Here is a 26,761-nt window from a genome sequence, read left to right as displayed (position 1 = left end):
TTGAATCGATATAAGAAACTATTATTCGTTACATGTATATACTTTAGTATCTATCCCCGAGTAACCACGTCCATCACCAAGAAATGATGATGCATATGAAAACAAAAAGGTATCTTATCGGTCTAATATTATTGATTATTGCAACATCTCTTTTTTGCCTTCCTGCAGTCGGTTTAGGACAGGATGCTGAATATTTTAACTCAGAGGGTGTTGCTCTCACGAAGAACGGAAGCTATTCTGAAGCTCTGACATACTACGATCAGGCTCTGGGGATAGACCCTGATTATGATGAAGCGCTGGACAACAAGGTCTCCACGCTCTTTCTCATGGGAAATTATGAGGATGCTGAGGAGCTTAACGATGCTTTGTTAAAGAGATATCCTTCATCTCCGACAGCACTTTTCAAAAAGGGCCTTATATTGTCCGCAATGGGAGATCATGAAAATGCTCTCACTTATTATGACAGGTCTCTGGAGTCCCTTGAGAATGGTAAGAATCCGGACTATGAGACTGGATTTGATATCGGTAGTCTCATGCTGATGAAAAAGTCCGATGCAAAAGAGGTGGGAACCGTTGCATTTGACGCAAGAGAAGCCAGTATCTGGTACCATAAGGGTCAGTCCTTTAAGGAGCTTGGCATGTACAACGATTCTCTTTCGGCCTACGATAAAGTTATAGGAATGAGCTCTCAGCATGTGGATAAACTGCATGAGCGTGCTTTTCGTATGTATGAGGCCGGAGGATATGAGAAGGCACTTGTGATCTACGATATTATCATCGGAATGGAACCGGACAATGCCATGCTGTGGTATGAAAAGGGCCTTGTGCATGATGCAACAGGCGACTTTGAGAATGCCAGTTACTGTTATGGCAGGGTAACTCAGCTTGAGCCTGAGAACAAAGATGCTTTCAGGAACATGGCAAAGGTCCAGGAAAAGCTGAACAATTCTGAATCAGCTATCCAGTACTATGACCAGTTGCTTTCCATCGATCCTTATGATACCGAAGCATGGTACGGAATGGGAAGGAACTTTGAGAAACAGGGGAACTACCAGTATGCTCTGAAGGCATATAACCAGGTTCTGGCATATGATTCCCAGAACAAGGAAGTATGGTCCAGAAAGGGTACCCTGCTTGATGAACTCGGAAGATATGACGAAGCCATTCAGGCATATGACAGGGCTCTGCAGCTTGAAGAGAATAGCAAGGATATGGCCTCTGATACACTGTCTGTCAGGACGATCTTTGCTTCCAGCATAGGTTCCATGCCGGCATATTCTGAAAATCCACAGTTCAGCCAGGAGTCATCCCTTCTCTGGTACAATAAAGGTCTTGCATATGAACGCCTGGCCAGATACGAAGAAGCGGCTGATGCCTATGACAGGGTACTGAACAATGAGCCTGGCTTTGCAATTGTCTGGTACAAGAAGGCCGTTGCACTTGAGAAACTCGAGCAGTATGGTAAGTCTGCAGATGCATACGAAGAGGCTCTGAAAGTGGACTCATCCAGTGCACGTGCATGGTTTGACCTGGGTCAGACCTATGAACGTCTGGGTGATAATAATGATGCACTTAAATCCTATTCAAAGGCTCTGAAGGTAGATTCCAATTTCACGGCCGCCTGGTATGCCAGGGCGGTGGCTCTTGATAATGCAGGTAAATACAGAAATTCTATTGAAAGTTATGACAAGGTTATCGAGCTACAACCGGACTCTGCAGAAGCCTGGTTCAGAAAAGGTGCTGCCTATGATGAGCTTGGTAAATATGAAGATGCTGTTGTATGTTACGAAAAAGTCCTTGAAATACAGCCGGGACACTCGGCTGCCAAGTTCCAGCTAAACGCTGATATGGAAATACTGAATTCCGGTGCTTCGGGAAATAATCTCAGTAAGGGTGCGGGTCTTGTCGGCAAACTTGAAAGTAATGTCCTCTTCCCCAATGCAATGTTCATCTGGAACGATGAGATCCCGCTGGCAACCGGCGGTGTTCAGTCAGGTGTGGACAGCAGGAACTTACTTGGCGGGGTCATAACCTTTGATTCCGTATGGGTTGCCAGGGGTGAGCTCCTGAATGATATGTCCAGACCGGAGGATGCAGTAAAGTCTTATGACAAAGCAATTCTGCTCAATGGCAATTCAAGTTCAGCATGGGCCGGAAAAGCCACTTCACTTGATAAGCAGGACAGGTATTCTGAAGCCATACAGGCATATGAAAGAGCACTTTCATTCGATCCCGATAATGTAGAGATATGGTACAAGAAGGGTATGTCACACTATAATCACGGTGATGACTTGCCTGCGATCACAGCCTTTGAAAAGGTGCTTGAGGAGGATCCGGCGAACAGGGAAGTCCTGTACACCAAGGCCTACGCCAGTGAAAGACACGGTATGTACGGCGAGTCCCTGGAAACATATGACGCTATATTGAAGAAAGACCCGCAGAACACGGATATCTGGTACAGGAAAGGATTTGCCGCCTATCAGGTAGGCAAATACGAGGAGTCACTCAAGGCATTTGACCATGTTCTGAAATATGAACCGGCAAATACCACGGTCCTTATGTTCCAGGGTCAGTCATCAGAGCAACTGGGCAACTACGATGAAGCTATCAGCTATTATAATAGCGTGATAGAGCAGAAGCCTGATGATATTGAAGCAATGTTCAAGCTGGGAACAGCATACGAGAAGAATGGTGATTATGAACAGGCGATTGAGACCTATGACCTGATCACCTCTACAGAGCCGGATAATGTTGCTGCCTGGAACCTGAAAGGATTTGCCTATTACCTCAAGGGTGACCTGGGAACTGCGTCCAGTATATTCGATAAATCTATAGCACTTGATCCGAACAGTGCATCGGCATACTATCATAAGGGAATACTTGCGTATATGCTCAGCAGTGGGGCTGTTGACTACTTTGATACAACCCTTGAGCTCAAACCTGACTCAATCACTGCCTGGTATAACAAAGGTTTCATCCTGAATGTCAGGGGAGATGTGGAAGGTGCTATCGATTGCTACAATAAGGCACTTGAGCTGGATCCAGACAATCCGTCTGTGCTGTACAACAAGGAGTTCGCGCTCTATCGTCTGGGTAGTTATGAGGAAGCAGAACGTGTGCATAGCAAACTGCAGTCTGTGGATCCTGGCTTTGCTGGATCCCTTGATGACAGGGGTACTGCATTCTTCCTTCCTGACACCTACAGTGAAACACTCGATTATGAGCTTCCTGATAGGTGGTATGAGAACGAATCAGAAGAAGCAGCACCAGTGAACAACACGACAGTTTCCGAATAAACAAATATGAGGCTATGAGGTCGCAATCTTTATTGTGCATAGCCTTCTTTTTTCTTTTATGCTAAGCTCACTGATATTTGATATGGATGGCGTACTGCTGGATTCCATGCCACACCATGCAGATGCCTGGATCCGGGTTTTTGATGAATGGGATGTCAGGATCACAAGAGATGACGTCTATGAAATAGAAGGTGCCAACCATCTTCAGGGCCTGCAATGGCTTTTTAACAGGGCAGGCAAAAACATCAGTGCTGAGGACTACGATGTTATACTGGACAGGAAAGTAGAGATATTCTCCGGACTCGGGAGGGTGGAACCCTTTGATGGCATCGGTGATTGCCTCAGTAAACTGAAGAGTTCCTTCCGGCTTGCCCTTGTGACAGGTTCCGAGAGGGTCACCGTGGAAAGGCTGGTAAGTGAGTTCTTTCCTGACATGTTCGATGTTGTTGTCTGTGGTGATGATGTGCAACAGGGAAAGCCCTTTCCAGATCCTTACCTGAAGGCTGTGGAAATGCTTGGTGTGGAAAAAGGTGAATGTCTTGTGGTAGAGAACGCACCCATGGGTGTGGAGGCTGCAAAAAGTGCGGGGCTGTACTGTGTGGGTGTACCCACGTACGTATCTCCTGAAAAGTTATCCCGGGCAGACATAGTTCTGCGTGACCATCTCTCCCTTCCTGAATATCTTATGGAGATGCTTACTAACTGATTTTCGTAAGATATTAAAGTCCGACACTCCACTACTTATGTATGAATGATAATACCGATTCTCAGGAAGACCTTCAGGCCCAGCTAAAAGAGCTTAAAGAAGAGTTCAGTCAGACTCCCAGTATGGATAACCTCTACCAGATCGCGATCACATATCATGCACTGGGGCAAACGGAACGCGGTATTGGCTTTGCGGAAGCTTTCCTGATGCAGATCGAGAATGAAAAGGAACGAATCATCCAGACCACCATGATACTGAGTATGCTCGAGCGGGACGAGGAAGCTACACAGGCTCTCAGGGAAGCAGAGGATAAATTCAGCGATGATCCCCAGATCAAGCGCTATGAGGGTATGCTGCTCAACAAACAGAAAAGATTTGAAGAAGCTGTTGATGTTTTCGATGGCCTGCTGCAGGACAATTCTGATGACCTGGAATCCATATCAGGAAAGGTGATAGCACTTCTCGGTCTTGATAGGAATGACCAGGCTGTAAAAACCTATCAGGCATCCATTAAAGTTACTCCAAAGGAAGCGCCCCAATGGCACTTCAAGGGTATGCTTGATGGCCTGATGCAGGAATACGTCTCCAAATCCAAAGGTCCCGCAGGGGAGCAGAAAAAGAAGATGCTTGAGAGCTTCAAATCCATGGATTCGCTGATCGATAACTTTGGACCCGAGGTTGGGAACTTTTATCGCATGGGCCAGCTTGCAGGAAGGGAAGCTTACGGGTTGATGCTGGAGGAGGAAGAACATACTGAAGAGTAATGTTTTATTAAGGGCATAACGTCCTTATTTTTTCTGCCAGAATATACCGTTTTTTTCTATTTTTGCCTTTATGTTTCCTACATGTAGTATTGTTACTATGTGTTTATCACAATAAGGCAATTATTGCCTCTATCGGGGAAAGTTTTATAATGTTTTTTCTTCCAACCTCTGTACGATGGAGAAATACGTTGTCAGATGTTCAAAATGTGGGGAGGTCCATGGCCCCCATTCGCTGAACTGTAAGAACGGTGATGATGCACTTTTACGCACCGAATATTCAAGTAAGCAACTGCATCCTGCTGACCTGCCGGGTATCTGGCGCTATCAGGACTGGCTGCCTGTCAATGGTATCATTGAGGAAGGTTCAGGGCGAACCATTACCTACAAGAGCCAGGGTTTTGCGGAAGAGTACGGACTTGAGGACCTCTGGATCGCTTTCAACGGATACTGGCCTGAAAGAGATGCAGGGATGATGACCTGTACTTTCAAGGATCTTGAATCCTTCCCGACCATGCAGCTTATCAGGGAATTGAATGAGGAAAGGATCATGGTTGTGGCCTCTGCCGGCAATACGGCACGTGCATTTTCTCACGCATGCACCATAACAGGACAGCCACTACTTCTGGTAGTGCCGGAAAACAGTGCTCACAGGCTATGGACCACACATGAGCAGAATCCATCTGTCTGTCTTGTGACCGTGGAAGGTGATTATTTCGATGCCATATCGCTTGCGGGAAAAATAGCTTCCAGAGACGGTTTTGTAAACGAGGGCGGGGCGAAGAACGTTGCCAGGCGTGATGGAATGGCTACTGTAATGCTTGATGCGGCTCTCACAATGGGAACACTTCCCGACCACTACTTCCAGGCTGTAGGAAGCGGTACAGGCGGGATATCTGCCTGGGAAGCATCCATGAGGCTTGCAGAGGATGGCAGGTTCGGTTCAAAACTTCCGGTACTTCATCTGGGTCAGAACATCCCCTGTGCTCCGCTTTATTCCCTCTGGAGTGATTCTGATGTGGTTTCGGATTCATGCCCGGAAGGCATGTACGATGATGTACTTTTCAACAGAAAGCCTCCTTATTCTGTAAAAGGAGGCGTAAAGGATGCCCTCGATGCTACCGGCGGTATGATGTATGCGGTAAGCAACGACGAGGCATCGGCTTCACAGTCATTGTTCGAAAAAACGGAAGGAATAGACATAAACCCGGCCGCAGCAGTGGCAGTTGCCGCACTTGTGCAGGCGGTAGAAGGGGGTAATGTCTTGCCCGAGGACAGAATAGTCCTGAACATTACCGGTGGCGGACAGAAGAGGTTGATGCAGGATTATCCTGTAAGACAGATCGAGCCGTCAGCAGGGGTTTCGGCAAAGGACCCGAACGCAGAAGATGAGATTTTGAATATAGTGGAAGGATTTTTTGGTGTGAGAATATGAACGAAGAACTAACTCTTACGATTCTTGGCGGTGTGGACAAAGACGGTGTTCCGGAGCCTGTCAGTTCCTTGGATATATGCAAAGGTGAGATCATCGGTATTGTCGGCCCTACGGGTTCCGGCAAAAGTACACTGATCGATGATATAGAACAACTTGCGCAGGGGGATACTCCCACAGGCAGGTCGGTACTCATTAACGGAGAGAGGCCCGATGCTGTGATCCGTGTTGACCCCCGCAAGAAACTTGTTGCGCAATTATCCCAGAAAATGCATTTCCTGGCTGACATGACAGTCCGCGACTTCCTGCAGATGCATGCACGCAGCAGGGGAAAGGGACCTGAACTTGTGGACAGGGTCATAGAACTTGCAAACACCCTGACAGGAGAACCAATCTCAGCCGACAATTATCTCACTGTCCTGAGTGGTGGACAGTCAAGGTCACTCATGACAGCGGATATTGCAGTTATAAGTGATTCCCCGGTTGTGCTCATAGACGAGATCGAGAACGCAGGGATCAAGAAACAGGAAGCGCTCCAGTTGCTCTCAGGCGAGGGTAAGATCGTCGTGGTAGTGACCCATGATCCGGTACTTGCCTTGATGGCATCCCGGAGGATAGTTATTCGTAACGGTGGAATGGTCGATATAATCACCACAAGCACGGGTGAACAGGATGTCTGCGGCAGGATTGCCAAGGTGGACAACTGGCTTATGTCCCTCAGGGAAACGATCCGCAAGGGGGAGGTCGTGGAGGAGCTTGCATGAAACTCGTTGTACTTGCAGGTACTCCGGGTTCAGGTAAAACCTCTGTCCTGCTCCACACCATCAAATCACTTGTCAAGAATGGGAAGAAACCAGCTGTAGTAAAGGTTGATTGCCTCTGGACAGATGATGACCAGCGCTTTGCCAAACTGGATATCCCTGTGCATGTGGGTCTTGCAAAGGACATGTGTCCGGACCATTTCACCATCTACAATACCGAGGAGATGCTTGGCTGGGCCGAAGATGAGGATGCTGATATCGTACTCAACGAAACCGCAGGTCTGTGCCTGCGCTGTGCACCCTATCCCGACGAATGCCTTGCCATATGTGTCATCGACGTCACCACGGGACCGAACACTCCCCTGAAGGTGGGTCCGCTGCTTACCACCGCGGACATAGTTGTCACCACAAAAGGAGACCTTGTATCCCAGGCAGAGCGTGAGGTCTTCAGGGAAAGAGTGCTTGATGTCAATCCCGGATGTTCCATTGTGGAAGCCAACGGCCTGACAGGAAAGGGAGCATTCGAACTTGCCGAGATGATCTCAGAGGGACCTGAGGTTCATGACAAGATGATACTTCGCTACAATCCGCCCCTTGCCATCTGTTCTTTGTGTACGGGAGAGACAAGGGTCGCACGCAAGCATCACATGGGTGTGCTGCGGCAGATAGACGGTTTCATGGAGTACAAGGGTGAATAAAAATGGATGAGATCCTGTCCCTCCTTCCGGGATATAATTGCGGAAGCTGCGGTTTTAAGCAGTGCAGGGACTTTGCCGCCCAACTGAAAAGCAAGGATGATATCCAGAGATGTCCGTTTCTTGAAAGGGAAATGTTCATGGATAACTTCGAGAAGTTATCCGAGCTTGTAAGTGGTACTAGTTCTGCTGAGGAAGCGAAGATCATAGGTGTGATCGATGGCCTTGAGGCGGATTTCATGCTTGCTCCTCTGAAGGATGAATGTTCCTGCAGGGAGTTCATCCATCCCTTTGACGGTTCTGTGGAGATAAATGTCGGTGATTTCCTGCGCTACAGGCCGCTTGGCTGTCCCGTAACACACTTTGCGAAGGTGATAGATATTGACCCTGGAATTTATACAATTCATATGGTGGGTCCCCTGCACAGGTTAGGACGGGATGATTTTGAGTTCAAGGATGCAGGTCTGTGCATGATACTTGCCTTTGAAGGCAAAGTTTCCCGCGGTAAGCTTCCGAAGGTGGGTCAGACTGTGAAATTCGTGCCTGAATATTGTATGATGCAGAAGGTCCACTCGGGAATGGTTGTAGGTGTAGAAGGGAAAGATGTAAGAATAGAAGCCATAGACCTCAAGGTATGGTGATCTGACAATGTCTGCACAAAAAGTGATAACACCTTCTGAAGCAGTATATCAGGGTATAAAAGATGCGGGTATCGACTTTATTGTCAGTGTACCATGTGCCAATCTTAAGGAACTCATTCCAATGGTGGATTCGGATCCTGATATTATCCACGTACCCGTTACACGTGAGGAAGAAGGTGTCGGTGTATGTGCCGGTGCCTACATGGGGGGCAAGAGGCCTGCAATGCTCATGCAGAACTCCGGTCTTGGAAATTCGATCAATGCACTGGCATCGCTTGATATCCTTTATGGTATACCCCTGCTTATGATAATGAGCCATCGGGGTGTGGAAGGTGAGCCCATAGTGGCCCAGGTACCCATGGGTCAGCTTACGGCTCCGCTTCTTGAGACACTCAAAATCCCTTATTTCCTGCCCGGAACGAAGCAGGACGCAACAGACATGATAATCACAGCTATGGATGATGCTTTTAACAAAAATAAACCGGTAGCGGTGCTATTGCCGATTCCATTCTGGAGGCAGGCATGAAACGAATGGACGCAATCTCAGAGATAGCCGAAAAGGCTACAGATATCGATGCCCCTGTGGTAGGTAATATCGGAATCCCATGTAAGGAGCTGCATCAGACATGCGATATCCCTAACAACTTCTATATGCTGGGTTCCATGGGGCTCGCATCATCAATCGGTTTGGGGCTTGCACTATCCCTTCCCGAAAGGAAGATCATTGCTATTGACGGAGACGGTTCGGTTCTCATGAATATGGGAAGTCTTGCAACCATCGCATGGCAGGCACCTGAAAACTATCTTTTGATAATCATAGATAACGGAGCATACGGTTCCACAGGTAACCAGCCGACTGCAACCTCACAGGGAACTGATCTGACCCGGGTGGCAGAAGGAGCGGGCAACCTGAGAGTTTACGATACCGATACAAAAGAAGGTTTAAGGAAAATACTGCAGGAAACCGATAATGGAATAGTTGTTGTCAGAACACTGCCCGGGAATGCTGAGGTTCCCAACATTAAGATGTCTCCTGAAGAAATAATTAAGAGATTTATGGCCGAAGCGTCTCGACCATCCAGCTCAGTTTGAAAGTACCGTCCAGTATCATTTTCTTCAGCTTGTCCTCAAGTTCCAGTGCTCTTTTGCGGTCTGACTGGCGCAGGACTATGGGTACTTCATTCAGTTTATTGTCGGTTTCAAATCTGACTTTCCCAAGTTCTGCCCTGAAAACATCCTCCTTGCAGATAATACTGCACAATCCGCAGTTAAAACACAGATGCCTGTCGAGCACAGGTCTCTCGTTCTTGAAATAGATGGCATCCATGGGACAGTTTTCGGCAGCTCCGCATTCTTTACACCTTATGCATGAAGCGGGTTTGAATTCTACCGAAAGGTCAACATCCTGCCATCCGTCCGCATATGTGGTGTCACTTATGGTCACCCGCCTGTCCACATCCATCACTGGCATAGCTACCTTATGATCGGTCATGGTGATGGCATCAAGTACACCGTCGTTTACAACCGGTATGGGTATGGCCCATGAAGCTATACACTCAGGTCCGGCTGATGTGGCAAATCCTCCCATAAGCTGCGGGTCCATTGTGTGCATGTCGGCAAAACCTGTCATGTTTGGTTTTTCAGGGCTGCTGCGGGTACCTTCTCCTATCACAAAGCCCTCTGCACCGTTCATGAGCATCCTTGTGCCCACGCCGATGGTAGTAAAACCAGGATCGTTCTTCAGGGGATTGATCTGTCCGCATCCGGAGAACGTTGCTGTCTGCATGTCAGGTTCAAATTCAGTAGCATGGAAAATCGTACTCACCGGTTCTGAGGAACAATTTACGAATGCGGCATAGTTCTTGAATGTATGCCTTGTGGCATAGAGCTTCGCATGCGGCATCTCATCCAGTGTGACCGCTGTCTGGAAGGTATCTTCCTCGTCCGTGATGACCGATACCTCGATGGTCTTTCTGTCCACCATGTCCCTGAAAAGGTGTCCTCCTCCGTAATCATGTTCCTTATATGAATGTGCGGTACCGAAAACCATCAGATCAAGCATGCCCAGACTTTCGTTCGGGCAGGGTCCAACATGTGCCGGCACCCCATTTAAGAACACCTTGGATGCTCTTTTAAAACTAAAAGGTGACTCTACGGGAAAAGAAAGCAATGCATAGGTTCCGCTCATAATGGCTCGGGTTGCGGTGGTGACGACATCAACATCCTTTGTGGTAACCTTTTCTCCCTTCTCAACAAGATCGCAGACCTCCTGCGAGGTCATAACTACAGCCGTTTTTTCATCTATCTTCTTGCGGATATCCTCGATTGAGCGTTCCATAAAATTCCCCTCTGGTTAATACTATATCTCCGAATAAGTATAAGTAAAAACGGTTTAAAGCATTAGATTAAGCTGATCTTTGAGTTGATCTTTGCAGATCAGTCAAGGTTGAGGATGCTTGCCAGCTCAAGACCTTCGCTTCCGATCTCGGAAAGTCTGTCAAAGGCCTCTTCCCTGGTGATGTATTTCTCAGTACGGGTGCCGTCGGAAGCCTCGATCTTGATGGTGATCTCGTTCTTGACATAGCCACGGTCAAGTGATTCTTTCACGACCTCTCCGTACTGCTCGGCAATGAGTTTAAGGCAGTCGAATATTTCGTTGTTGCGGACCGCATCCTTTCCGTCAAGCAGTATCTGGGTGAGTTCCTGGGACTTGACGGAGTACCTTATGTATTTTGTGAGCTCGTCCATGAGGGCACTGATGCTCTCAAGTTTTACGGATTTCAAAAGAGTATCGTCTGCTGTAATATCAAGGTTATCGAAGTATATCTGGCAATTTTCTTCGTCACAGCTTATCCTGAACTTCTGATCCTTTTTCTTGCTCTCGAAAGTTGCATCAACATGGCTTCCGCCATCATAGTTTACAGATGTGATGATAAAATCGGACACTTCTATCATCTTGACCTTATTTTCCTTATGAAGTATGCCCGCCTTTGTCCATGTTGGAAGGAACAGATCTCCGTATACATCCTTTACCGTGAGTATGTCGTGCATATATACCAGTTCGGAAGTATACTCCATTCCAAGGAAGAATGACTTCATGGTTCCCCTGAGAACACTTTCCTTCATGGAAACATAATATTTGTTGGTTACAGCATAGCTGCCTGATTTGAAAAGAGGATTAAGTGTAACAAGAATCTCGTTCTCTATCTTGTAAAGATCGCTCTCTGATTCCCTTTTTGTCTGTTCGAGTTTCAGGTTCAACTCCTTCAGACCCTTCGTGGAACTTGCCACACAGGCATCGATCACTGAATTGCGACATTCGAGTATTTCCTTATCCTGGGCGCCTTTAGAGAGTTCGTCCACATAGGTCTGTATATCCTTGCTGAACTTATCCAGTTCAAGTATTCGGGATTCAAGTGAGGATACCTCTTCTGACTCATCCTCGTTTAACTCGATAGCAGTGTTTTCAAGAGGTATTACCTTTTTTGCTATGTCTATGAACTCATTAAGGTCCTGAATAAAATCCCTTTGTAATGGTAAGTCGGTAGAGTCCTGAAATGTGTATCTCATCCAAATCCCCTTTAAAATATATATGTTTAATATATTCTCTTATTCCTGTTATATAAATTTCGATGTAGTTGAATTATATCACTGATCTTACAGTCTCAAGTATTTGATTCATGTACTTTGTAGCGCCGTTCTTAAGATCCATGGGATGAAGTTCTCCTGATACGAAAACCGTTTCAAGTTCATCATATCCCCTGCAGCTCAGGTTTCCTCCGAACTTCTCCGGTCTCTCAAAGACCACTTCCTCGTAGCGCGGGCATATGTGGTATTTGAACAATTCCAGTACCGGATTGTTCTCGGCTTCCCCTGCAGGACAGAAAGCTTTCTTCATCTTCTTTTTGATATCCTGCTCTGAATCATCCACTGAGATATAGTTCTCGTTGGATGATGACATCTTGTTCCCGTCAAGTCCCAGGAGTATCGGTGTGTGGATACATAACGGTGCTTTGTATCCAAGTGAAGGCAATCCTTCTCTTGCGAGCATGTGTATCTTCCTCTGGTCGATACCACCAACGGCGATATCAACACCAAGCAGTGCGATATCCACTGCCTGCATGATAGGGTAGACCATCTGTGATACCTTCGGATCCTCCATCTGGCGTCCTACCTCATCCATGCTTCTTCTTGCCCTGTTGAGGGATGTAAGCTGTGTGAGTTTGAGTACGTTGAGCATGTATTCGGAACTAAGCTGATAATCGGATCCGTAGACAAAGTTCGTCTTCTCGGCATCCAGGCCAAGGGCGATAAAACACCTCTTGTTATAATCTGCGGTCTCGCGGACCTCTTCGAGCGTTCCCTTCTGGTTGAGGTATGCATGGACATCCGCCAGCAGAACGGTAATCTCGAACCCTGCGTTCTGCAGATCGAGGAGTTTGTTCACTGTCAGTACATGTCCCATGTGTATCTTGCCGCTGGGCTCATATCCGACATAGGCTTTTGGATGCTCTTTTGTTTCAAGAATTGCTTTAAGCTCTTCCTCAGTTACTATTTCCTGCACGTTCCTTTTTATAAGCTCAAGTCTGTCCATGAGTTCACCATTTCTAAATCGTGCTCTGTATAATCACATATCCCTTTAAATGCTTTTTCTTATATCGTTTCGGCATTATCAGGACCGATCAGATCTTTGATAAATAGTGCTCCTTCCGGGGAGCTGAACTGCGGGATATCCCAGTTCTGCACAACCTTTTTTCTGGTTGTCATTGTACTTTTCTCCAGATGAGGATCATACCCCTCTACCTCGTATTCTTCCTTCATGATCATCATACCCCTTTTCTGCCATGAAGGGAGCTTTGCGACATTTGTCCCCCTGCTAAAGAGCAGCTCATGCATATCACTGGATCCCTTGTTCCTGAGATACGCTGCTGCATCTGCTTCTTCCATTCCTTCAGATAACAATGCATAGTATGCATGGGAATTTACACAATTTCTCCATGCTTCCGCCTGCCGCCATATGAGGTATTCGTTGATCAGTTTTCCATGGACGGGTATTATTCTCGAGTCAAAAGAAAGCGGTTCTGCAGGTTCAAGTATCATTGTCAGTGCACTGCTGATAAAAGAAGGCACTACGGAATCTATTTTCTCGATCCTTCCTTCAAAGGCAAGCTCCGGGAAGAACAGACTTATCTCATCGGAAAAAATGTATGCGAACAATGGGCTCAGGCCACTGCTCTTAAAGAAAAGTTGTACGGCATCCGCCATGGCAGATGCGAATCTGGTATCATAGGGTTTTTCAAATTCCAGGCGTGAAAGCGCATTCTTGAAATTACGGCCGTCAACGCGGATGATAACAGGCGGTACACAACGCAGATCCGAAAAGATCTCTCGCCTTTTCATATACCGATCAGTCTTCAGGCTCTTTCTTGGGCTGCTTCTTGAATTTGTTCACGATATTTCTTATCAGAACAATGTCGCCAGTGGTGATAACCCATCTGTAGGGGATGATAACGCCCTTCGAGGTCACATCAAAGATGTCCCTGTTGATGGAAGATACGGCTATACCCTTAACTGCCCTTTCGTCGACGTCCAGGACCAGATCGGCAACCTTGCCTATGTATGTGCCGGTTTCAGTGTAAATGTTTAAACCGAAAAGTGAAGTTATGTCTACTCGCATGATATCCCCTCTTACTTATATTTTACTTATATATCAATATTTGTATGTAAGTACAGTGTTTGATTTTTCCTTTTAAGTAATACATTCATCCCTTTTATGGTTATATTTTTGATATTCCACTGCGCACTGTCTCAGCAGATTTGTGAAGCTCTCTTGTCTGCTCTTCCGTTAGTCTGAGTTCTATGATCTCTTCAGCCCCGTTTCTTCCCAGTTTTACGGGAACTCCCAGGCACACATCATCCAGGCCGTATTCCCCGTTCAGATAGACAGATGCAGGAACTATTCTTTTTGTGTCCTTGAGAATGGCTTCGGTCATGCTGGCTATTGCAGCAGAGGGCGCGTAGAATGCACTTCCTGTTTTCAGGTGTCCCACGATCTCGGCACCTGCATTGATAGTTCTTCGGACTATTCTGTCCATTGCATCCTTTTCCATGATCTCGGGCAACGGAATTCCCGATACGGTTGTGTACTCCGGAAGGGGTACCATGGAATCACCGTGTCCTCCCAGCACCATTGCATTCACATCCCTTACCGAGCAGCTAATTTCCTTTGCAATAAAGGATGCAAACCTTCCTGAATCCAGAAGTCCACTCATGCCGAAGATCCTTCCTCTCTCAAGATCTGTGCACTGAATGGCTGCATATGTAACCACGTCAAGTGGATTTGTGACCATCATTATGATGGCTTCAGGGGAGTGCTGCATTATATTGGCGCACACGTCCTGTGTTATTTTGATATTGGTGGCTAGCAGGTCGTCCCTGTCCATCCCCGGTTTTCTGGCGATACCCGCCGTGATCACCACAATATCCGAATCGCTTATGTCGGCATAATCATTGGAGCCCGTAACGTCCACATCATAGCCCATGATGGGTGCTGCCTGGGCGATATCCAGGGCCTTCCCCTGGGGTAAGCCTTCAACAATGTCAAGCATGACCACATCGGCAATGTCAAGTTCCGCAAGACGCTGTACGGTCGTCGCTCCGACATTACCTGCCCCGATAACTGAAACTTTCATTCTTTTATTCCTGTAATTTCTCATACATTAACCTCTCTCCACTCAGGGTTCCATATATAAATGATTACTTTTATCCAACTTGTATATTTCCTGCCAGACACTAGAGTTTATCATATATTAAATCTAAGATTAAAACTTACATACAAGTGAAACAAATGCTTACCAGCACATATATCCATATACCGAGAATCGGGAATACGATCGAGAAAAAGATCTGGAAGAGTGGTGTCCGTACATGGGACGAGTTCGTTGAGAGAAAGGACGATGTCCCTATCTCCCGGTCACGGATGGAATTGATACTTCCGGGTATCGAGGAGTCCAGGGAGAGGCTGGAATGCCGGGACTTCGAATTCTTTGCAAATTCCCTGCCGAGTGCGGAACACTGGCGTGCTTTCCGTGAGTTTTCCGGAAAGGCAGCCTATGTGGATATCGAGACCACCGGTCTTTCACCGGGCAGCTCCCATATAACTGTAATCGGCATATACGACGGAAAAGAGGCAAAGACCTTCATACACGGAGTGGACCTGGATGAGGTGGTGGAAGAGTTTGAGAAATACGAATATCTCGTTACGTTCAACGGTGCAAGATTCGATCTGCCCTTTATCAAACGTGAATTCCCGGAAGTTGATCTTAACAAGTTACACGCTGACCTGATGTATCCTCTCAGGCGAATATCCCTTACAGGCGGCCTTAAGAAGATAGAAGTGGAACTGGGCATCTCCAGAGGAGAGGATGTCGCCGATATCTCGGGTTTTGATGCCGTACGCCTGTGGCACCAGTATAAAAAAGGTGATCAGGAAGCTCTTGAATTGTTGCTCGAATACAACAGGGAAGACACAATGAATCTCAAGACCATAATGGAAATGACCCTTCCCAGATTTATAGATAAGAAATTCTCCGAATGCATCTGATATGGTACCGGACCTGAGCAAGATCCCGGATTCTCCCGGCGTATACCTGATGAAAGATTCTTCCGGGGTGATCATATACGTCGGAAAGGCAAAATCCCTGATAAAAAGGGTACGTTCTTATTTTCAGTCGTCTGCAAACCAGACTCCAAAGACCCGTGTACTTGTCAGGCAGATCGATGATATCGAGTTTATAGTAACCGATACCGAGATTGATGCGCTTGTACTTGAGGCCAACCTGATAAAAAAATACAAGCCCAGGTACAATGTCCGTCTGAAGGATGACAAACGCTATCCATATGTGAAGGTCACGACCAATGAAAGGTTCCCCCGGATATTTCTGACACGCAGAAGACGCATGGATAATGCCCTCTACTTTGGTCCGTACACCAACAGCAGGGCAATTCGCAGCACGCTTGAGGTGATATCAAAGCTGTTCCTGCTGCGCCGCTGCAGAAAGCCGGTAGTTCCGGGAAAGAGCCGTCCATGCCTCAATTATCATATAAAACGCTGCATAGCCCCATGTAAGGCTTCCATTGACGAGGAAGAATATAACAGAAGGGTCATGAAGGCGGTCCGTTTTCTAAAAGGCGATACTGCGGGTCTTCTCAAAGAGCTTGAAGAGAGGATGCAGTCCCTGGCAGAGGATCAGGAATATGAGGCTGCTGCAGAGGTGCGGGACCAGATAGAGGGTCTCAGGTGTCTTACAGAGCAGCAGATAGCGACCTCGGGAATAGAGGACAGGGATGTGATCGCTGCGGTTGCCGATGGTTCTACAGTATACCTTCAAATATTTTACATCCGTCATGGAAGCATGGTCGGTAAAGCCGATTTCAGACTTGAGGATTCGGGCAATGCCGAAATACCGGCTGCATTGGCCGCATTTATAAAGCAGTATTATCAGGATTCTCCTATCCCGCCGGAGATACTCGTGCAGGAAGAGGTCCTTGAAAAAGAACTGATTTCCGGATGGCTTGGTCAGAGATCAGGCAGGGAAATAAAGTTACAGGTTCCCTACAGGACAGAAAAGAAAAAGATCATGGAGATGTGTCTGCGCAATGCCGAAATGGCGATGAGGATATCCCGGTTGGAAAAGGGTCTCTCCGAAGCATCTCTTATTGCACTTAACGAATTAAAGGACGTACTGTCCCTTGAAAAACTGCCACAGCACATAGAAGGATTTGACATATCCAATATATCGGGTACAAATGCCGTGGGCTCGATGGTTGTGTTCAAAGACGGGCTGCCTGCCAGGGATGGGTACAGACAGCACAATATTCGCACTGTAAAAGGCATCGATGATTTTGCCATGATGGCCGAGGTGGTACAGCGCAGGTACTCGCGTCTGATAAAGGAGGACAGCCCTATGCCTGACCTTATACTGATAGACGGAGGTCCGGGTCAGGTGGGTGCAGCCAAGTCATCCCTTGATTCCCTGGGTCTCGATATTCCCCTGATCGGTCTGGCAAAGCGTTTTGAACATATAATCACTCCTAATAAGGGGTCTGATGAGGTTATCATCCTCCCGAAGACCTCTCCTGCCCTGAAACTGCTTATGAGGGTAAGGGATGAAGCCCACCGTTTTGCAGTAACATCCCATCGTCGCAGGAGGTCTGCAACACTTACACACTCCCAGCTTGATGCAATACCGGGAATAGGCCCCGGTAAAAAGAAACTTCTCATCGAACACTTCGGCTCGGTTGAGAATATGAGGTCCGCTACCCCTGAACAGCTGATGGAGGTTAAGGGTGTGAGTAAAAAGATAGCAGAGCGCATACAGGAGCATCTGGGAGGCGGCTCATCAGTGGATGCCGACAGCGGCTAAGTTCAAATATATTGGGTTCATATATTTTGTTTAATAAATTTGGAAGTTGATGTATTCTGCTTATTAGAGGGTGAGGTTAAATGGGTAACGAGCTGGATTTCCATGGCAATATCAGGACTCCTGATATAAGGATGCTATACGATATGAAAGAAGTTCTCTATGACAGGGAATGGCTGGACAGAGCCAGTAATGTCGAACTTTATTATATGTACAGGGACCTGTATAAAGACGAATCGAACCTTGAGAAGATGAAAGAACATAATCTCAGGTACGATATAACTGTCATACCTCCCAGAATGCTTGGAAGGGAATATGTAAAGACGGCAGGTCACTATCATCCCTATGTGCCGGGAACGGAATTGTCCTACACGGAGGTCTATCAGGTACTTGAAGGAAAGGCCACCTATCTTCTCCAGAAACAGGAAGGTGACCTGGTAACTGATGTGATGGTCTATAATGCAGAGGCAGGTGATTGCATTGTAATTCCTCCCAACTACGGGCATATAACCATCAATGCCACCGGTGATACCCTGAAGATGGCAAACTGGGTCGCAAGGGATTTCTCATCGGTGTATGGTCCCATCAAAGAGCTTTCAGGTGCTGCATATTACCTTCTGGTGGACGGCTTCATCACGAATCCGGATTACGGCGAGGTCCCGCCCATAAGATCCAGGGAAACAATGGATTATCCCGAATTCGGGCTGTCAAGCGGAGAGGACATGTACGATCTTGTAGATGATATGGATAAACTTGCATTTCTCACAAGACCTCAGGACTATACTTCCGCTTTCAAAGAAATAGTCGGAAAGTAAGGTTTTTATTATGTGAACCTATAAATGGGTGCAAGTTGCTTAAACGGTAGAGGTGTATTGTTGCTACAAAACAGCCGTATTCAGTTTACGTCTTCCAAGATCGAGGATCTGATGTTCAGGACGACATTCAATCCAAAGACCATGGAAGGCGATGTAATAGTCAACCTTTCCCTGATCCACAAAGAGGATTTTGAGGATGTACTAAAGATATTCAGCCTTGCCATCAACAGTGGTCTTGCCGTAAGTCCGATGCTTAAGGTATTGCATGAAGGCGATTCTATCGGGGACAGGGTCATCGGCAAGGATGAAGTCGGCTTTGCAACAGTATGCAGTATCACCATCGACGGTATTCTTTTAAAAGCCGGCGTGATGGTCAAACCCAGATTCGGCGGTCTTGTGGAGATCCGGGATGGTGCACCTATTCGTTTTACCAATGTCCTGACATACCAGAGTACAACCATTGACCCTCTGGAAGTATTAATGTCACAGGAACTTACATCGGTTATGGAGATGCTCAGGACCGGTACCGGAAAGATCCTCGCGAACCTGAGGGAAGCTCCCATGGTTGCAAGGGATGTGATCGACAACACCCTGTCAGACATGGTCGATGCCGGTATAACCGGAATTCTGGAGGTTGGGGAACCCAACACAAGAATACTGGATGTGCCTGTGGAGAGGGATCATCTGGGAATTGTTGTGATTGGCGGTACGAATCCCATGGCTATAGTTCAGGAGCATGGCATTCCCATCAGGACAAATGCGATGTCAACACTGCTCAACATCAATGAACTGAAGCACATCAACGAACTGTAGAATTAATAATTTCTTTTTTATGCCCTGGCGGCTATCTGTGATGCTATCACGGAATTCAGTTTCTCTATAAATTCCTGTTTTTTACCAAAGGGCACAGTTGCACCTGCAGCAATATCATGCCCGCCGCCCGCTCCTCCAATCTCCTGGCAGACCTGTCCTATGGCTTCCGAGAGGTTCAGACCCCTGTTTACAAGTTCCTGGGTCCCTCTTGCCGAAACCTTATGACCGTCCTCCTTGTTCGCAAAGGCTACAATAGGAAGATGACGGTTATTGGAAGCATGGCTCATTCCCGCGACAATACCAACGATGGTCTCCGGGATACTGCTGCCGGCATCGAAGAACTGCAGATGGGAAAGCTGGGTGACTCCGTTGTCCTTTACGAAATTCAGCCCGTCAACAAGGTTCTTCCTGTGCTCGTTAAGCAATCTGCTTGCAGAATCATAGGCCTCTTCCCTGTCTCCCATGCAGACTGCCATACCGACCTCTGCCTGCATGTATCTGCCCGTAGCATTCAGAAGAGTGGAATACTCGCTGGCGTCTCTCATTTCGGTGCCCTCTTCTTCCTGTAATAACAGGTAGCATTCTCCCACAAGGCGGTTGACATTGTATGAGGACAGCCCGTTCTGAACTGAGTACTGCAGCAGTGAGGAAGTGACCCTGACCTTTTCTCCCTCATCCAGGTCTATCCACCGACGCCACTTCTCATCATTCCCTGACCGCAGCCCGATCCTGTGCAGAAAATCAATACAAGCGTCCTCGCTGCCAGAAAGTCCCGGAAGGTATGGGTCAGATGAGAACTGGAGCATCTTGAATACGGGTCTTGTCTGTTTTCCATAGAGGGAAATATCTTTTTTAGCTTCTATGATGGTGGGATTTGCTTCAAGGATCTCCCTGTTCAGGCTGACAAGTTTCCCGTACTTGCGGTATTGCATATCACCCACACAGCCGACAATTGCCAGGTCTGCCAGGTCACTGTTGTTGCCAAGCTGGCCGGCAAGTATGAATGTGGTTCCGGAACCACTTATCTCAAAGGAACCGTTTGCCCCGAAAAGATGTGGGTTCAGGTGCAGGTCTGTATCTCCCTGTGGTCTGTGATGATCTGAAATGATCGCATGCAGTCCATAGTTACTTATATGTTCTATCTGGCCACTGCCAAGATCGGTAAATATTGTAAGTTCCGGATTCTTGTCTGCAAGCTCACTGACGATATTCTCATCAAGCTGCTTTACAAAGAGCATCTCATACTCTATACCGGCTCTCTCAAGGGCTTTTGCTATAATGGCTCCTGATGTTATTCCGTCGGCATCGATGTGGGATACCAGTTGTATCTCCCTGTGCTTTTTTATCTCTTCAGCACACTTTTTGGCACGCTGTGCCATCTGTATCATGGTTTCGGACATCTTTCCCTCACGAGATTATCCTTGACCCTTTCTTCCATCCCTCAGGGTCAATGACATATTTGTTTGCTTTTCTTTCCATTCTGCAGAAGTCCTGTATCTCATCCACCGTGAATTTTGTCCTGCCATCTTCGTGGAACCTGTCCCGGAGTACATCCCATGGTATTATGTATGCTTCTCTGGCTTTACCGACTCCCATTCTAAGTTCTATGGCAAGGAAACCCGTTCTTCCTGATCTGATCAGGTAGTCGGATATGCGGTCTATCTGATGTATCCCTTTCTTGTCGGTTGTGAAATGCTGGGTGAAATAGAGTGCTTTTGCTCCTTTGTCCACTGAGATGCTCTTGCATTCGATCCCCATATAGTAATCAGGGTCCAGTGAATCCACCAGCACATCCAGGAACTGTGGTGTGAACCGGTGCTGTTTCAGGCGATGTGCTATGCCTTTTATGTCCTTTTCTTCAAAATATGTGTTAAAAGACTGAACAAGTGTCCTTTCGAACTCTGTCATGAAATACCCGTGTTTTTTTGAAATAAGATTCACTTTATATTATTAAAAATGCTTTGTTATCTGCGTTAAATTGATGTACTTGTCATTCAATTACTCACTGATGAATAAAAAAGAACTTGAAATTATAGCCTCCATTGGCTCAGTAATCCTGTTGACAGTACTTTTCGTACTGGTGCATCAGACCATGCAGGGCATGCAGCAGTTACAGGAATACGGCTTTGTGGGCGCACTTGTTGTCTTTATTATAGTTACTTCGGCAATAGGCCTGAAGATAAACCAGATGGACTGATAGGGTGTTTTTGTTTGGTAGTGGTAAGCGAATATATAGAATTTGATACGAAAGGGAATGCGGATATAATCGATATCACTCCTGATGTGTCGGATATCGTCGCGTCATCGGGGATCATGAACGGCATAGCCATGGTGTTCGCGCCGGGTTCTACTGCTGCCATAACTACTATTGAATATGAATCCGGTCTCATATCTGACCTTCAGGAGACGCTGGAAAGACTGGTGCCGCAGGGTATCACATACAAGCACAATGAAAAATGGCATGACGGAAACGGACATTCTCATGTCAGAGCTTCACTGATCGGTCAGAGTGAATCTTTTCCCCTGCTCAACGGAAACCTTCAGCTCGGGACCTGGCAACAGATTATATTTATAGACCTGGATAATCGTCCGCGTTCAAGAAAAGTACTCGTCCAGATATACGGTGAAAAATAGTAATAAATAATTGTGGGCCAGAGGCCCTTTTTAGTTTTAGTTGTTCTGCCTGACAAGGAACTTAATGAAATCCGGACTGAGTCTGGTCTCTCTTACCATTTTGTCCTCGATCTCATCTTCTGAGAATCCTTCTTCCCTGTACTGATCAATGCGGTCGTAAACGGTCTGTGATACTTCGGAGTATTCGTTTATATCTTTCCTGTGGCCCCATACATCGCCTTCAAGGAGGTCGATTCCCTGCATCTCGAGGTACATCTTTGCGGAATTGGAAATCGTCCTCTTGTATGAGCTTGGTATGTGGAGCGCCTTGACACTTGGGCATTTCATTACCAGTGAAAAAATATCGGTGTTTGAAGGTCTGAATGCAAGATGCACGATCTCTTCATTTGGTCCAAGTGTGTTGATTTCCTCTTTTGAACTTACAACTCTTATTTTCATCTTAAATCTCCATTTATTGTTTTTAAAATCTATGAATTTATAATCATGAACACATCATTTTATACTGTGATAACTTACTGTATATACAAAGTTTTATTTAAAGGTATCCCGAAATATAAGATTATATTCATGATATGATATTAGTTTAATAGTATAATTTTTTATTTTTTTGTAGATGCTTGTGTCAGAATAAGTATCATGAGGCTTTTTACTGAAATATCATCTTTTTCCGTCATTTGATAAATTATGTTCTATATATTACTTTTGATAGTAAATACAAATTATATGTGCCTTATATTTTTATAATTTAGTTTTATATTTTAAAATATTGGCTATAGAACAAATTAATTTACACTATTAATATACAGTTAGAATCTGGTGTATCTAAAAGTGATTCAAGTTCTTGTATTATAGAAGTAAAAAATTATATGTGCAGAGAATCATTTTTCCACTAATAGCTGATTATAATTATTTAAAAATTTATTTCAGAACACCTGAAGGCAGGTTCCAATGTAAACTTATATATAAATTACTTTCCTTGATTGGTTCTGATATGCCACCAATGCTTCCAAAACTGAAGATCAGGAAAAATGTCAGTTTCATCTATCTTCTGTTTGGTATTATTCTTACGTATTTCTCCAGCTACCTGCCTGACCTGACAGGTGTGATAGGGATAGATGGTACAAGGATAAGTTCCATTGTTGCCTTTGGTTCATTGAATGGTATGCTCTACGGGCCTGTATGGGGCGCATTAATATCTTTTATTGGCTTATTTCTGCATGAGCTCAATAATCCCGGCTACATAAGCAGGGATGCTTTTCGTATGCTTTCACCGTTTTTCATAATGCTTGCTTCGGTTGTGTCTGGTCTTATAGTCAACAGGCAACAAAAGGCAGCTTTAAGTATATTCGGAGCACTTATCTTCATCTGGTACCTGTTTCCTGTGGGAAGAGAAGCTTTTTTCTATCCATGGTTCCATATTGTTGTGTTGATAGCTTTCATTGCTTTTGAAAAGAACAGCATAAAATCTATTCATTCCCGAGTCTACATATTTGTCTCACTTTTCTTTGCAGCTTTGATCGGTATTCTTTCTGATCATCTGGTAGGCAGCATCGCATATGCCTATATCTTCGACCTGAACGCTGAAATGTTCAATTCGGTGATACTCCTATATCCGTTTGAAAGAGTGGTTCTGGCTCTTAGTGCTGCATTTGTAGCATTTTTCTTCTTCTCTATAGTCAAGGAGATAATACTATCATCAGAAGATATAGAAGAGGATTTCAGCAGGATTAGATCCGAAAATATGGACGATTACCTGTATAATGAGGTACTTCCTATAATCGAGCAAAAAGACGATGATAGGAAAAAGTGAATGCAGTCAGTTTTATCGGTAACGGCGGTCTATTTTCTCTTTTGCACTATATATCGACTTTGAGAAAACATGTTCCGGCTCGGCCAGTGTGAGTATCTCTCTGTTTCTGGTGGCCACGTTGCACATACATGGTATCCGTGCAACTACGTCGATTCCGAATTTTTTCTCATCCGGAGTCTCGAGGACATTCTGATGATACATATTATCGACTATTGCACACTGTTTGTTCAATGGTGAGTATATTCCCTGGATCAACTGATCGGTACAATTGTCACATGCGGCAGAGGAGTTGTGTACTATCAGTACAAGATCGGATGCAGCAACTGCGTTGATAGACTCATATTTGACTCCCGGGCTTGTGTCAAAGATGATTATGTCGATGTTCTTGCTTGCAAGCTCTTTTTTCCCACTGATAAGGTTTCTCAGTGCAGTGGATTGCCAGTTACGGTCTTTTCTTGCAATCTCACGTATTTCATTGATATCTGGGTTGGAGTAACCCACAAAGAACTTACCTTCTGTTCCGAATTCATCACTGACATCATGTATGGTGTCATTTATACCTCTCTTTCCGGATAGCAGGTCATTTACCCAGAAATAGGTTTCAGGTTTGAATATACTACACAGAGAAGGTCCCCTGATATCTACATCCAGAAGACATACGTTTTTTCCATCCTGCGCATATGCTGCCGCAAGGTTGACTGCAATACTGGTTTTCCCGGTGCCCCCCTTTGAAGAGTGTACGGCCAGTGTAAAAGTCATCTTTATTTCCTCTTTGATTTGTTCGTCCTGTGCAGTTCTAAGTTTTTATCTCACTCTGGAAGATTTTGTCATAGCTTAAAAAGCTTCTGATTTTATTTTTCCCTGATACGGAAATAGATCTTTCTTCCCTCTCTGTATTTTTCAACATGCTCCATTCTGACCAGTTGATTGAGATAGTTACTTTCAACCGCTCTTTCCTTGAATGTCACTTTGGATACTTCCTCTGCGGTTGCAGGCCCGATCTCAAAAAGAGTTGTAGCCGTGGTGCGCAGATGATCCGGAAGCGAGAGCAAGGTCATGATATCCAGCGAATCTGTGATATCTTCCTTTTCAGGCTCGGAAAATGACTCCTTTTTTCCGACTATCCTGTCAAGTTTTGTGTTTATGGCTTGCAGGTTTTTCAGTATTTCTTCAAGAAGTTCATTTTCTGACATTAAGTCTCCTTTTTATGTATGCCATGATTCGCATATAATAGGAACAGGCAAGGTTTTTATTTTCTTTCTCTGGTTTATAACTTTCATCGGAAATAAATATTATCCCGCCAACCTACAATCTTTTCGACATATACACTCCGTCACGTTCATAGCCGAGGCGCTGATAGTATCTCCTCACACCTATGCCACTCGTTATTGCCAGTTTGCTGTAACCCGCATCCCGGGCTATCTTCTCTGCATGTGCCACGAGCTCGGCTCCGTATCCTCTGTGCTGCCAGTCATGGCCCCCGGCCTTATCACCAACAGGCACCATGGAGCCATATACATGCAGCTCTCTTCCCAGGGCTGCGCTCTCCAGCTCATTCCTGTGAGGTCTGTTAGGGAATCTCAGTCTTATAAATCCGATCAGGATGTCCTGAACCCTGTCTTCGAATGCTATGAAGTGTTCCTTACCGCCGCAGCAGTCATAACTCATAGTCTTGAGGTCGATATTATCCACATCGGGCTCTCTGCCCTGCAGGATGTTATGTCCGACTTCCCGGCATCTGATACACCGGCAAGTTTCTCCGTTTTGTATCAGACGCTCCCTGGCAAGCTGTCTTATATTGCTCTTTCTGACTCCGTCCAGTATCTGCTGGGCGGGTATGTCGCGCTGGATACGCTGCATTCGCACCCATTCCGGTACAAACGACTTTATATCGGCAAGCAATCCCACTGCATCCTCATCGCTGATTGCCCGGTACTCTCCGCGAGCCCACATTTCATTGAGTTCGGTGCCTTCCGTGACAAGCGTGGGGTATATCTTAAGATAATCTGGTTTAAATCCGGGATTGTTGAACACCCTCTTAAAGTTTCTGATCTCCCTTTCCTCATCCATTCCGGGAAGTCCGGGCATCATATGGAATCCTACTTTCAGGCCGCTGTCCCTGAGAATACGGTTAGCTTCAATACTGTCAGCCACCGTATGTCCTCTTTTCATCCGGGAAAGGACGAAATCATAGGTACTCTGTACACCGATCTCCACCTTGGTAGCTCCGAGTTCGAGCATCCTGTCCACATGTTGGGTCGATGTCCAGTCAGGTCTTGTTTCAAAGGTAATGCCCGTATTCCGGATAGCTGCGGTCTCGTTCATCCGCTGCACATCTTCCAGGGTCACATAGGGTAACTGCTTGCCTATGGTATGAACTTCCTGGCGCCAGGATTTCCCGTAAAAGTCATTCATTGCTTCCAGACAGCGTTTTGTATACCACTGCTGGTAATCGATGGACCTGGCAGAAAAAGTGCCGCCCATGACGATTAGCTCGGCTTTTTTTACCTCATGTCCTATCTGCTTTAACTGTTCCAGTCTTCCGGTAACTATCCTGTATGGGTCGTACTCATACTGGATCGCACGCATCGTGGAGGGTTCTCTGCCCATATAGCTTTGCGGCGAATGGAATTCAGAATCCGGTCCGCCCGGACAGGGCAGGCAGACTCCGTGGGGGCAGGGTGCCGGTGAGGTCATTGCTGCAATGACGGCCACACCCGATATGGTACGTACAGGTTTGCGGCGCAGAATATCCCTGACGGTCTCCTGCTCTTCATCGTTTCCGGTAACTATTATATCGGCGTTTTTAGGAAGGCAGGAAAGTCTGTACTTCTTGGAAATCTTCTTCTTTGCCTCGTTTAACTGCTGCTTGTCGGTGATCTCTTTTTTTATCACCATCTCCAGGATTTCCCTGCATGCTTTAAAAAAGTCAGGATCGGGATTTGCTTTTGCTGTCATTTGCACCAGATAGATTG

Annotated in this window: 28 protein-coding genes; 16 read left to right on the top strand and 12 right to left on the bottom strand. The window is 46.0% G+C overall.

The window, feature by feature from the left end; translation table 11 throughout:
• The first annotated feature begins 95 nt into the window (after positions 1–95).
• The 9 genes from HWN40_RS11520 to comE all read left to right on the top strand — a co-directional run bounded on the left by HWN40_RS11520 (position 96) and on the right by comE (position 9,384).
• Entirely contained in the window at positions 96–3,296 is a 3,201-nt protein-coding gene (locus HWN40_RS11520; protein ID WP_176965870.1) for a tetratricopeptide repeat protein, read from the top strand.
• Positions 3,297–3,354: 58 nt separating this feature from the next.
• Complete coding sequence (locus HWN40_RS11515) at positions 3,355–4,002, top strand: HAD family hydrolase (protein ID WP_176965869.1); 648 nt, start codon at positions 3,355–3,357, stop codon at positions 4,000–4,002.
• A gap of 41 nt (positions 4,003–4,043) precedes the next feature.
• Entirely contained in the window at positions 4,044–4,766 is a 723-nt protein-coding gene (locus HWN40_RS11510) for a tetratricopeptide repeat protein (RefSeq protein WP_176965868.1), read from the top strand.
• Between the two features lie 175 nt (positions 4,767–4,941).
• Positions 4,942–6,198, top strand: a complete 1,257-nt coding sequence (locus HWN40_RS11505) for a cysteate synthase (RefSeq protein ID WP_176965867.1) — start codon at positions 4,942–4,944, stop codon at positions 6,196–6,198.
• Entirely contained in the window at positions 6,195–6,959 is a 765-nt protein-coding gene (locus HWN40_RS11500) for an ATP-binding cassette domain-containing protein (RefSeq protein ID WP_176965866.1), read from the top strand. The genes HWN40_RS11505 and HWN40_RS11500 overlap by 4 nt, the downstream gene beginning before the upstream one ends.
• Complete coding sequence (locus HWN40_RS11495) at positions 6,956–7,654, top strand: GTP-binding protein (RefSeq protein WP_176965865.1); 699 nt, start codon at positions 6,956–6,958, stop codon at positions 7,652–7,654. Before HWN40_RS11500 ends, HWN40_RS11495 begins: the two co-directional genes overlap by 4 nt.
• A 2-nt stretch (positions 7,655–7,656) precedes the next feature.
• The gene (locus HWN40_RS11490; RefSeq protein ID WP_176965864.1) at positions 7,657–8,292 is read left to right on the top strand and encodes a (Fe-S)-binding protein; all 636 of its coding nucleotides are present in this window, start codon (positions 7,657–7,659) and stop codon (positions 8,290–8,292) included.
• 7 nt (positions 8,293–8,299) lie between these two features.
• Positions 8,300–8,818: a sulfopyruvate decarboxylase subunit alpha gene (gene comD / locus HWN40_RS11485; protein WP_176965863.1), complete on the top strand. Its 519-nt coding sequence runs from the start codon at positions 8,300–8,302 to the stop codon at positions 8,816–8,818.
• Positions 8,815–9,384 carry a sulfopyruvate decarboxylase subunit beta gene (gene comE, locus HWN40_RS11480; RefSeq protein ID WP_176965862.1) on the top strand — a complete coding sequence of 190 codons (570 nt, stop codon included), beginning with the start codon at positions 8,815–8,817 and terminating at the stop codon, positions 9,382–9,384. Before comD ends, comE begins: the two co-directional genes overlap by 4 nt.
• Here comE and HWN40_RS11475 read toward each other — a convergent pair.
• The 6 genes from HWN40_RS11475 to mdh form a co-directional block, all read right to left on the bottom strand.
• Entirely contained in the window at positions 9,347–10,630 is a 1,284-nt protein-coding gene (locus HWN40_RS11475) for a methanogenesis marker 16 metalloprotein (RefSeq protein ID WP_176965861.1), read from the bottom strand. The two genes, comE and HWN40_RS11475, sit on opposite strands and share 38 nt — an antisense overlap.
• A gap of 98 nt (positions 10,631–10,728) precedes the next feature.
• Entirely contained in the window at positions 10,729–11,862 is a 1,134-nt protein-coding gene (locus tag HWN40_RS11470; protein ID WP_176965860.1) for a hypothetical protein, read from the bottom strand.
• Between the two features lie 73 nt (positions 11,863–11,935).
• Positions 11,936–12,886: a tyrosine--tRNA ligase gene (locus HWN40_RS11465; RefSeq protein ID WP_176965859.1), complete on the bottom strand. Its 951-nt coding sequence runs from the start codon at positions 12,884–12,886 to the stop codon at positions 11,936–11,938.
• A 59-nt stretch (positions 12,887–12,945) separates the two neighbouring features.
• Complete coding sequence (locus HWN40_RS11460; protein ID WP_176965858.1) at positions 12,946–13,692, bottom strand: tRNA(His) guanylyltransferase Thg1 family protein; 747 nt, start codon at positions 13,690–13,692, stop codon at positions 12,946–12,948.
• A 7-nt stretch (positions 13,693–13,699) separates the two neighbouring features.
• Positions 13,700–13,969, bottom strand: a complete 270-nt coding sequence (locus tag HWN40_RS11455) for a PRC-barrel domain-containing protein (protein WP_176965857.1) — start codon at positions 13,967–13,969, stop codon at positions 13,700–13,702.
• Positions 13,970–14,069: 100 nt separating this feature from the next.
• Entirely contained in the window at positions 14,070–14,984 is a 915-nt protein-coding gene (gene mdh, locus HWN40_RS11450; RefSeq protein WP_176965856.1) for a malate dehydrogenase, read from the bottom strand.
• 155 nt (positions 14,985–15,139) lie between these two features.
• Between mdh and HWN40_RS11445 the strand changes: the two genes are divergently transcribed.
• The 4 genes from HWN40_RS11445 to HWN40_RS11430 all read left to right on the top strand — a co-directional run bounded on the left by HWN40_RS11445 (position 15,140) and on the right by HWN40_RS11430 (position 19,342).
• Positions 15,140–15,895, top strand: coding sequence for a ribonuclease H-like domain-containing protein (locus tag HWN40_RS11445; RefSeq protein WP_176965855.1), 756 nt, complete (start codon positions 15,140–15,142; stop codon positions 15,893–15,895).
• A gap of 1 nt (position 15,896) precedes the next feature.
• Complete coding sequence (gene uvrC, locus HWN40_RS11440; RefSeq protein ID WP_176965854.1) at positions 15,897–17,717, top strand: excinuclease ABC subunit UvrC; 1,821 nt, start codon at positions 15,897–15,899, stop codon at positions 17,715–17,717.
• An 80-nt stretch (positions 17,718–17,797) separates the two neighbouring features.
• Positions 17,798–18,529, top strand: coding sequence for a glucose-6-phosphate isomerase family protein (locus HWN40_RS11435; protein ID WP_176965853.1), 732 nt, complete (start codon positions 17,798–17,800; stop codon positions 18,527–18,529).
• 60 nt (positions 18,530–18,589) lie between these two features.
• Entirely contained in the window at positions 18,590–19,342 is a 753-nt protein-coding gene (locus HWN40_RS11430) for a DUF128 domain-containing protein (RefSeq protein WP_281361342.1), read from the top strand.
• Positions 19,343–19,359: 17 nt separating this feature from the next.
• On the opposite strand, the gene recJ is transcribed toward HWN40_RS11430, so the two are convergent.
• Positions 19,360–20,742 (bottom strand): RecJ family nuclease, encoded by a 1,383-nt coding sequence (gene recJ / locus HWN40_RS11425; RefSeq protein ID WP_176965851.1) that lies wholly within the window; start codon positions 20,740–20,742, stop codon positions 19,360–19,362.
• A gap of 7 nt (positions 20,743–20,749) precedes the next feature.
• Complete coding sequence (locus HWN40_RS11420; RefSeq protein WP_176965850.1) at positions 20,750–21,250, bottom strand: hypothetical protein; 501 nt, start codon at positions 21,248–21,250, stop codon at positions 20,750–20,752.
• 100 nt (positions 21,251–21,350) lie between these two features.
• On the opposite strand from HWN40_RS11420, the gene HWN40_RS11415 reads away from it, so the two are divergent.
• Both HWN40_RS11415 and HWN40_RS11410 read left to right on the top strand, forming a co-directional pair.
• A complete protein-coding gene (locus HWN40_RS11415) occupies positions 21,351–21,539 on the top strand; it encodes a hypothetical protein (RefSeq protein WP_176965849.1) in 189 nt (62 codons plus the stop codon).
• A gap of 20 nt (positions 21,540–21,559) precedes the next feature.
• On the top strand, positions 21,560–21,976 hold the full coding sequence (locus tag HWN40_RS11410) for a secondary thiamine-phosphate synthase enzyme YjbQ (RefSeq protein WP_246276028.1): 417 nt from the start codon (positions 21,560–21,562) through the stop codon (positions 21,974–21,976).
• Between the two features lie 36 nt (positions 21,977–22,012).
• On the opposite strand, the gene HWN40_RS11405 is transcribed toward HWN40_RS11410, so the two are convergent.
• Positions 22,013–22,414: a DUF1699 family protein gene (locus HWN40_RS11405; protein WP_176965847.1), complete on the bottom strand. Its 402-nt coding sequence runs from the start codon at positions 22,412–22,414 to the stop codon at positions 22,013–22,015.
• A gap of 553 nt (positions 22,415–22,967) precedes the next feature.
• Between HWN40_RS11405 and HWN40_RS11400 the strand changes: the two genes are divergently transcribed.
• Positions 22,968–23,786: a hypothetical protein gene (locus tag HWN40_RS11400; protein WP_176965846.1), complete on the top strand. Its 819-nt coding sequence runs from the start codon at positions 22,968–22,970 to the stop codon at positions 23,784–23,786.
• 12 nt (positions 23,787–23,798) lie between these two features.
• On the opposite strand, the gene HWN40_RS11395 is transcribed toward HWN40_RS11400, so the two are convergent.
• The 3 genes from HWN40_RS11395 to HWN40_RS11385 all read right to left on the bottom strand — a co-directional run bounded on the left by HWN40_RS11395 (position 23,799) and on the right by HWN40_RS11385 (position 26,744).
• Positions 23,799–24,545: a MinD/ParA family ATP-binding protein gene (locus HWN40_RS11395; protein ID WP_176965845.1), complete on the bottom strand. Its 747-nt coding sequence runs from the start codon at positions 24,543–24,545 to the stop codon at positions 23,799–23,801.
• Positions 24,546–24,637: 92 nt separating this feature from the next.
• Positions 24,638–24,979, bottom strand: coding sequence for a helix-turn-helix domain-containing protein (locus tag HWN40_RS11390; protein WP_176965844.1), 342 nt, complete (start codon positions 24,977–24,979; stop codon positions 24,638–24,640).
• Positions 24,980–25,091: 112 nt separating this feature from the next.
• Positions 25,092–26,744 carry a tRNA uridine(34) 5-carboxymethylaminomethyl modification radical SAM/GNAT enzyme Elp3 gene (locus HWN40_RS11385; protein WP_176965843.1) on the bottom strand — a complete coding sequence of 551 codons (1,653 nt, stop codon included), beginning with the start codon at positions 26,742–26,744 and terminating at the stop codon, positions 25,092–25,094.
• Between the last annotated feature and the right edge of the window lie 17 nt (positions 26,745–26,761).

Source organism: Methanolobus zinderi (genome assembly GCF_013388255.1).
Classification (GTDB): domain Archaea; phylum Halobacteriota; class Methanosarcinia; order Methanosarcinales; family Methanosarcinaceae; genus Methanolobus; species Methanolobus zinderi.
Note: the sequence above shows the minus strand (reverse complement) of the source record. Positions and strands in the feature narration are given on the sequence as shown.

Bases quoted from the DNA above. Each gene is read 5' to 3' on its own strand.
- HWN40_RS11405 (WP_176965847.1), bottom strand. From the start codon at position 22,414: ATGAAAATAAGAGTTGTAAGTTCAAAAGAGGAAATCAACACACTTGGA.
- HWN40_RS11400 (WP_176965846.1), top strand. From the start codon at position 22,968: ATGCCACCAATGCTTCCAAAACTGAAGATCAGGAAAAATGTCAGTTTC.
- HWN40_RS11415 (WP_176965849.1), top strand. From the start codon at position 21,351: ATGAATAAAAAAGAACTTGAAATTATAGCCTCCATTGGCTCAGTAATC.
- HWN40_RS11475 (WP_176965861.1), bottom strand. From the start codon at position 10,630: ATGGAACGCTCAATCGAGGATATCCGCAAGAAGATAGATGAAAAAACG.
- HWN40_RS11455 (WP_176965857.1), bottom strand. From the start codon at position 13,969: ATGCGAGTAGACATAACTTCACTTTTCGGTTTAAACATTTACACTGAA.
- HWN40_RS11445 (WP_176965855.1), top strand. From the start codon at position 15,140: ATGCTTACCAGCACATATATCCATATACCGAGAATCGGGAATACGATC.
- HWN40_RS11420 (WP_176965850.1), bottom strand. From the start codon at position 21,250: ATGACAGAGTTCGAAAGGACACTTGTTCAGTCTTTTAACACATATTTT.
- HWN40_RS11515 (WP_176965869.1), top strand. From the start codon at position 3,355: ATGCTAAGCTCACTGATATTTGATATGGATGGCGTACTGCTGGATTCC.
- HWN40_RS11395 (WP_176965845.1), bottom strand. From the start codon at position 24,545: ATGACTTTTACACTGGCCGTACACTCTTCAAAGGGGGGCACCGGGAAA.
- HWN40_RS11495 (WP_176965865.1), top strand. From the start codon at position 6,956: ATGAAACTCGTTGTACTTGCAGGTACTCCGGGTTCAGGTAAAACCTCT.
- HWN40_RS11490 (WP_176965864.1), top strand. From the start codon at position 7,657: ATGGATGAGATCCTGTCCCTCCTTCCGGGATATAATTGCGGAAGCTGC.
- uvrC (WP_176965854.1), top strand. From the start codon at position 15,897: ATGGTACCGGACCTGAGCAAGATCCCGGATTCTCCCGGCGTATACCTG.
- mdh (WP_176965856.1), bottom strand. From the start codon at position 14,984: ATGAAAGTTTCAGTTATCGGGGCAGGTAATGTCGGAGCGACGACCGTA.
- recJ (WP_176965851.1), bottom strand. From the start codon at position 20,742: ATGTCCGAAACCATGATACAGATGGCACAGCGTGCCAAAAAGTGTGCT.
- HWN40_RS11460 (WP_176965858.1), bottom strand. From the start codon at position 13,692: ATGAAAAGGCGAGAGATCTTTTCGGATCTGCGTTGTGTACCGCCTGTT.
- HWN40_RS11505 (WP_176965867.1), top strand. From the start codon at position 4,942: ATGGAGAAATACGTTGTCAGATGTTCAAAATGTGGGGAGGTCCATGGC.
- HWN40_RS11435 (WP_176965853.1), top strand. From the start codon at position 17,798: ATGGGTAACGAGCTGGATTTCCATGGCAATATCAGGACTCCTGATATA.
- comD (WP_176965863.1), top strand. From the start codon at position 8,300: ATGTCTGCACAAAAAGTGATAACACCTTCTGAAGCAGTATATCAGGGT.
- comE (WP_176965862.1), top strand. From the start codon at position 8,815: ATGAAACGAATGGACGCAATCTCAGAGATAGCCGAAAAGGCTACAGAT.
- HWN40_RS11390 (WP_176965844.1), bottom strand. From the start codon at position 24,979: ATGTCAGAAAATGAACTTCTTGAAGAAATACTGAAAAACCTGCAAGCC.
- HWN40_RS11465 (WP_176965859.1), bottom strand. From the start codon at position 12,886: ATGGACAGACTTGAGCTTATAAAAAGGAACGTGCAGGAAATAGTAACT.
- HWN40_RS11470 (WP_176965860.1), bottom strand. From the start codon at position 11,862: ATGAGATACACATTTCAGGACTCTACCGACTTACCATTACAAAGGGAT.
- HWN40_RS11385 (WP_176965843.1), bottom strand. From the start codon at position 26,744: ATGACAGCAAAAGCAAATCCCGATCCTGACTTTTTTAAAGCATGCAGG.
- HWN40_RS11520 (WP_176965870.1), top strand. From the start codon at position 96: ATGAAAACAAAAAGGTATCTTATCGGTCTAATATTATTGATTATTGCA.
- HWN40_RS11500 (WP_176965866.1), top strand. From the start codon at position 6,195: ATGAACGAAGAACTAACTCTTACGATTCTTGGCGGTGTGGACAAAGAC.
- HWN40_RS11510 (WP_176965868.1), top strand. From the start codon at position 4,044: ATGAATGATAATACCGATTCTCAGGAAGACCTTCAGGCCCAGCTAAAA.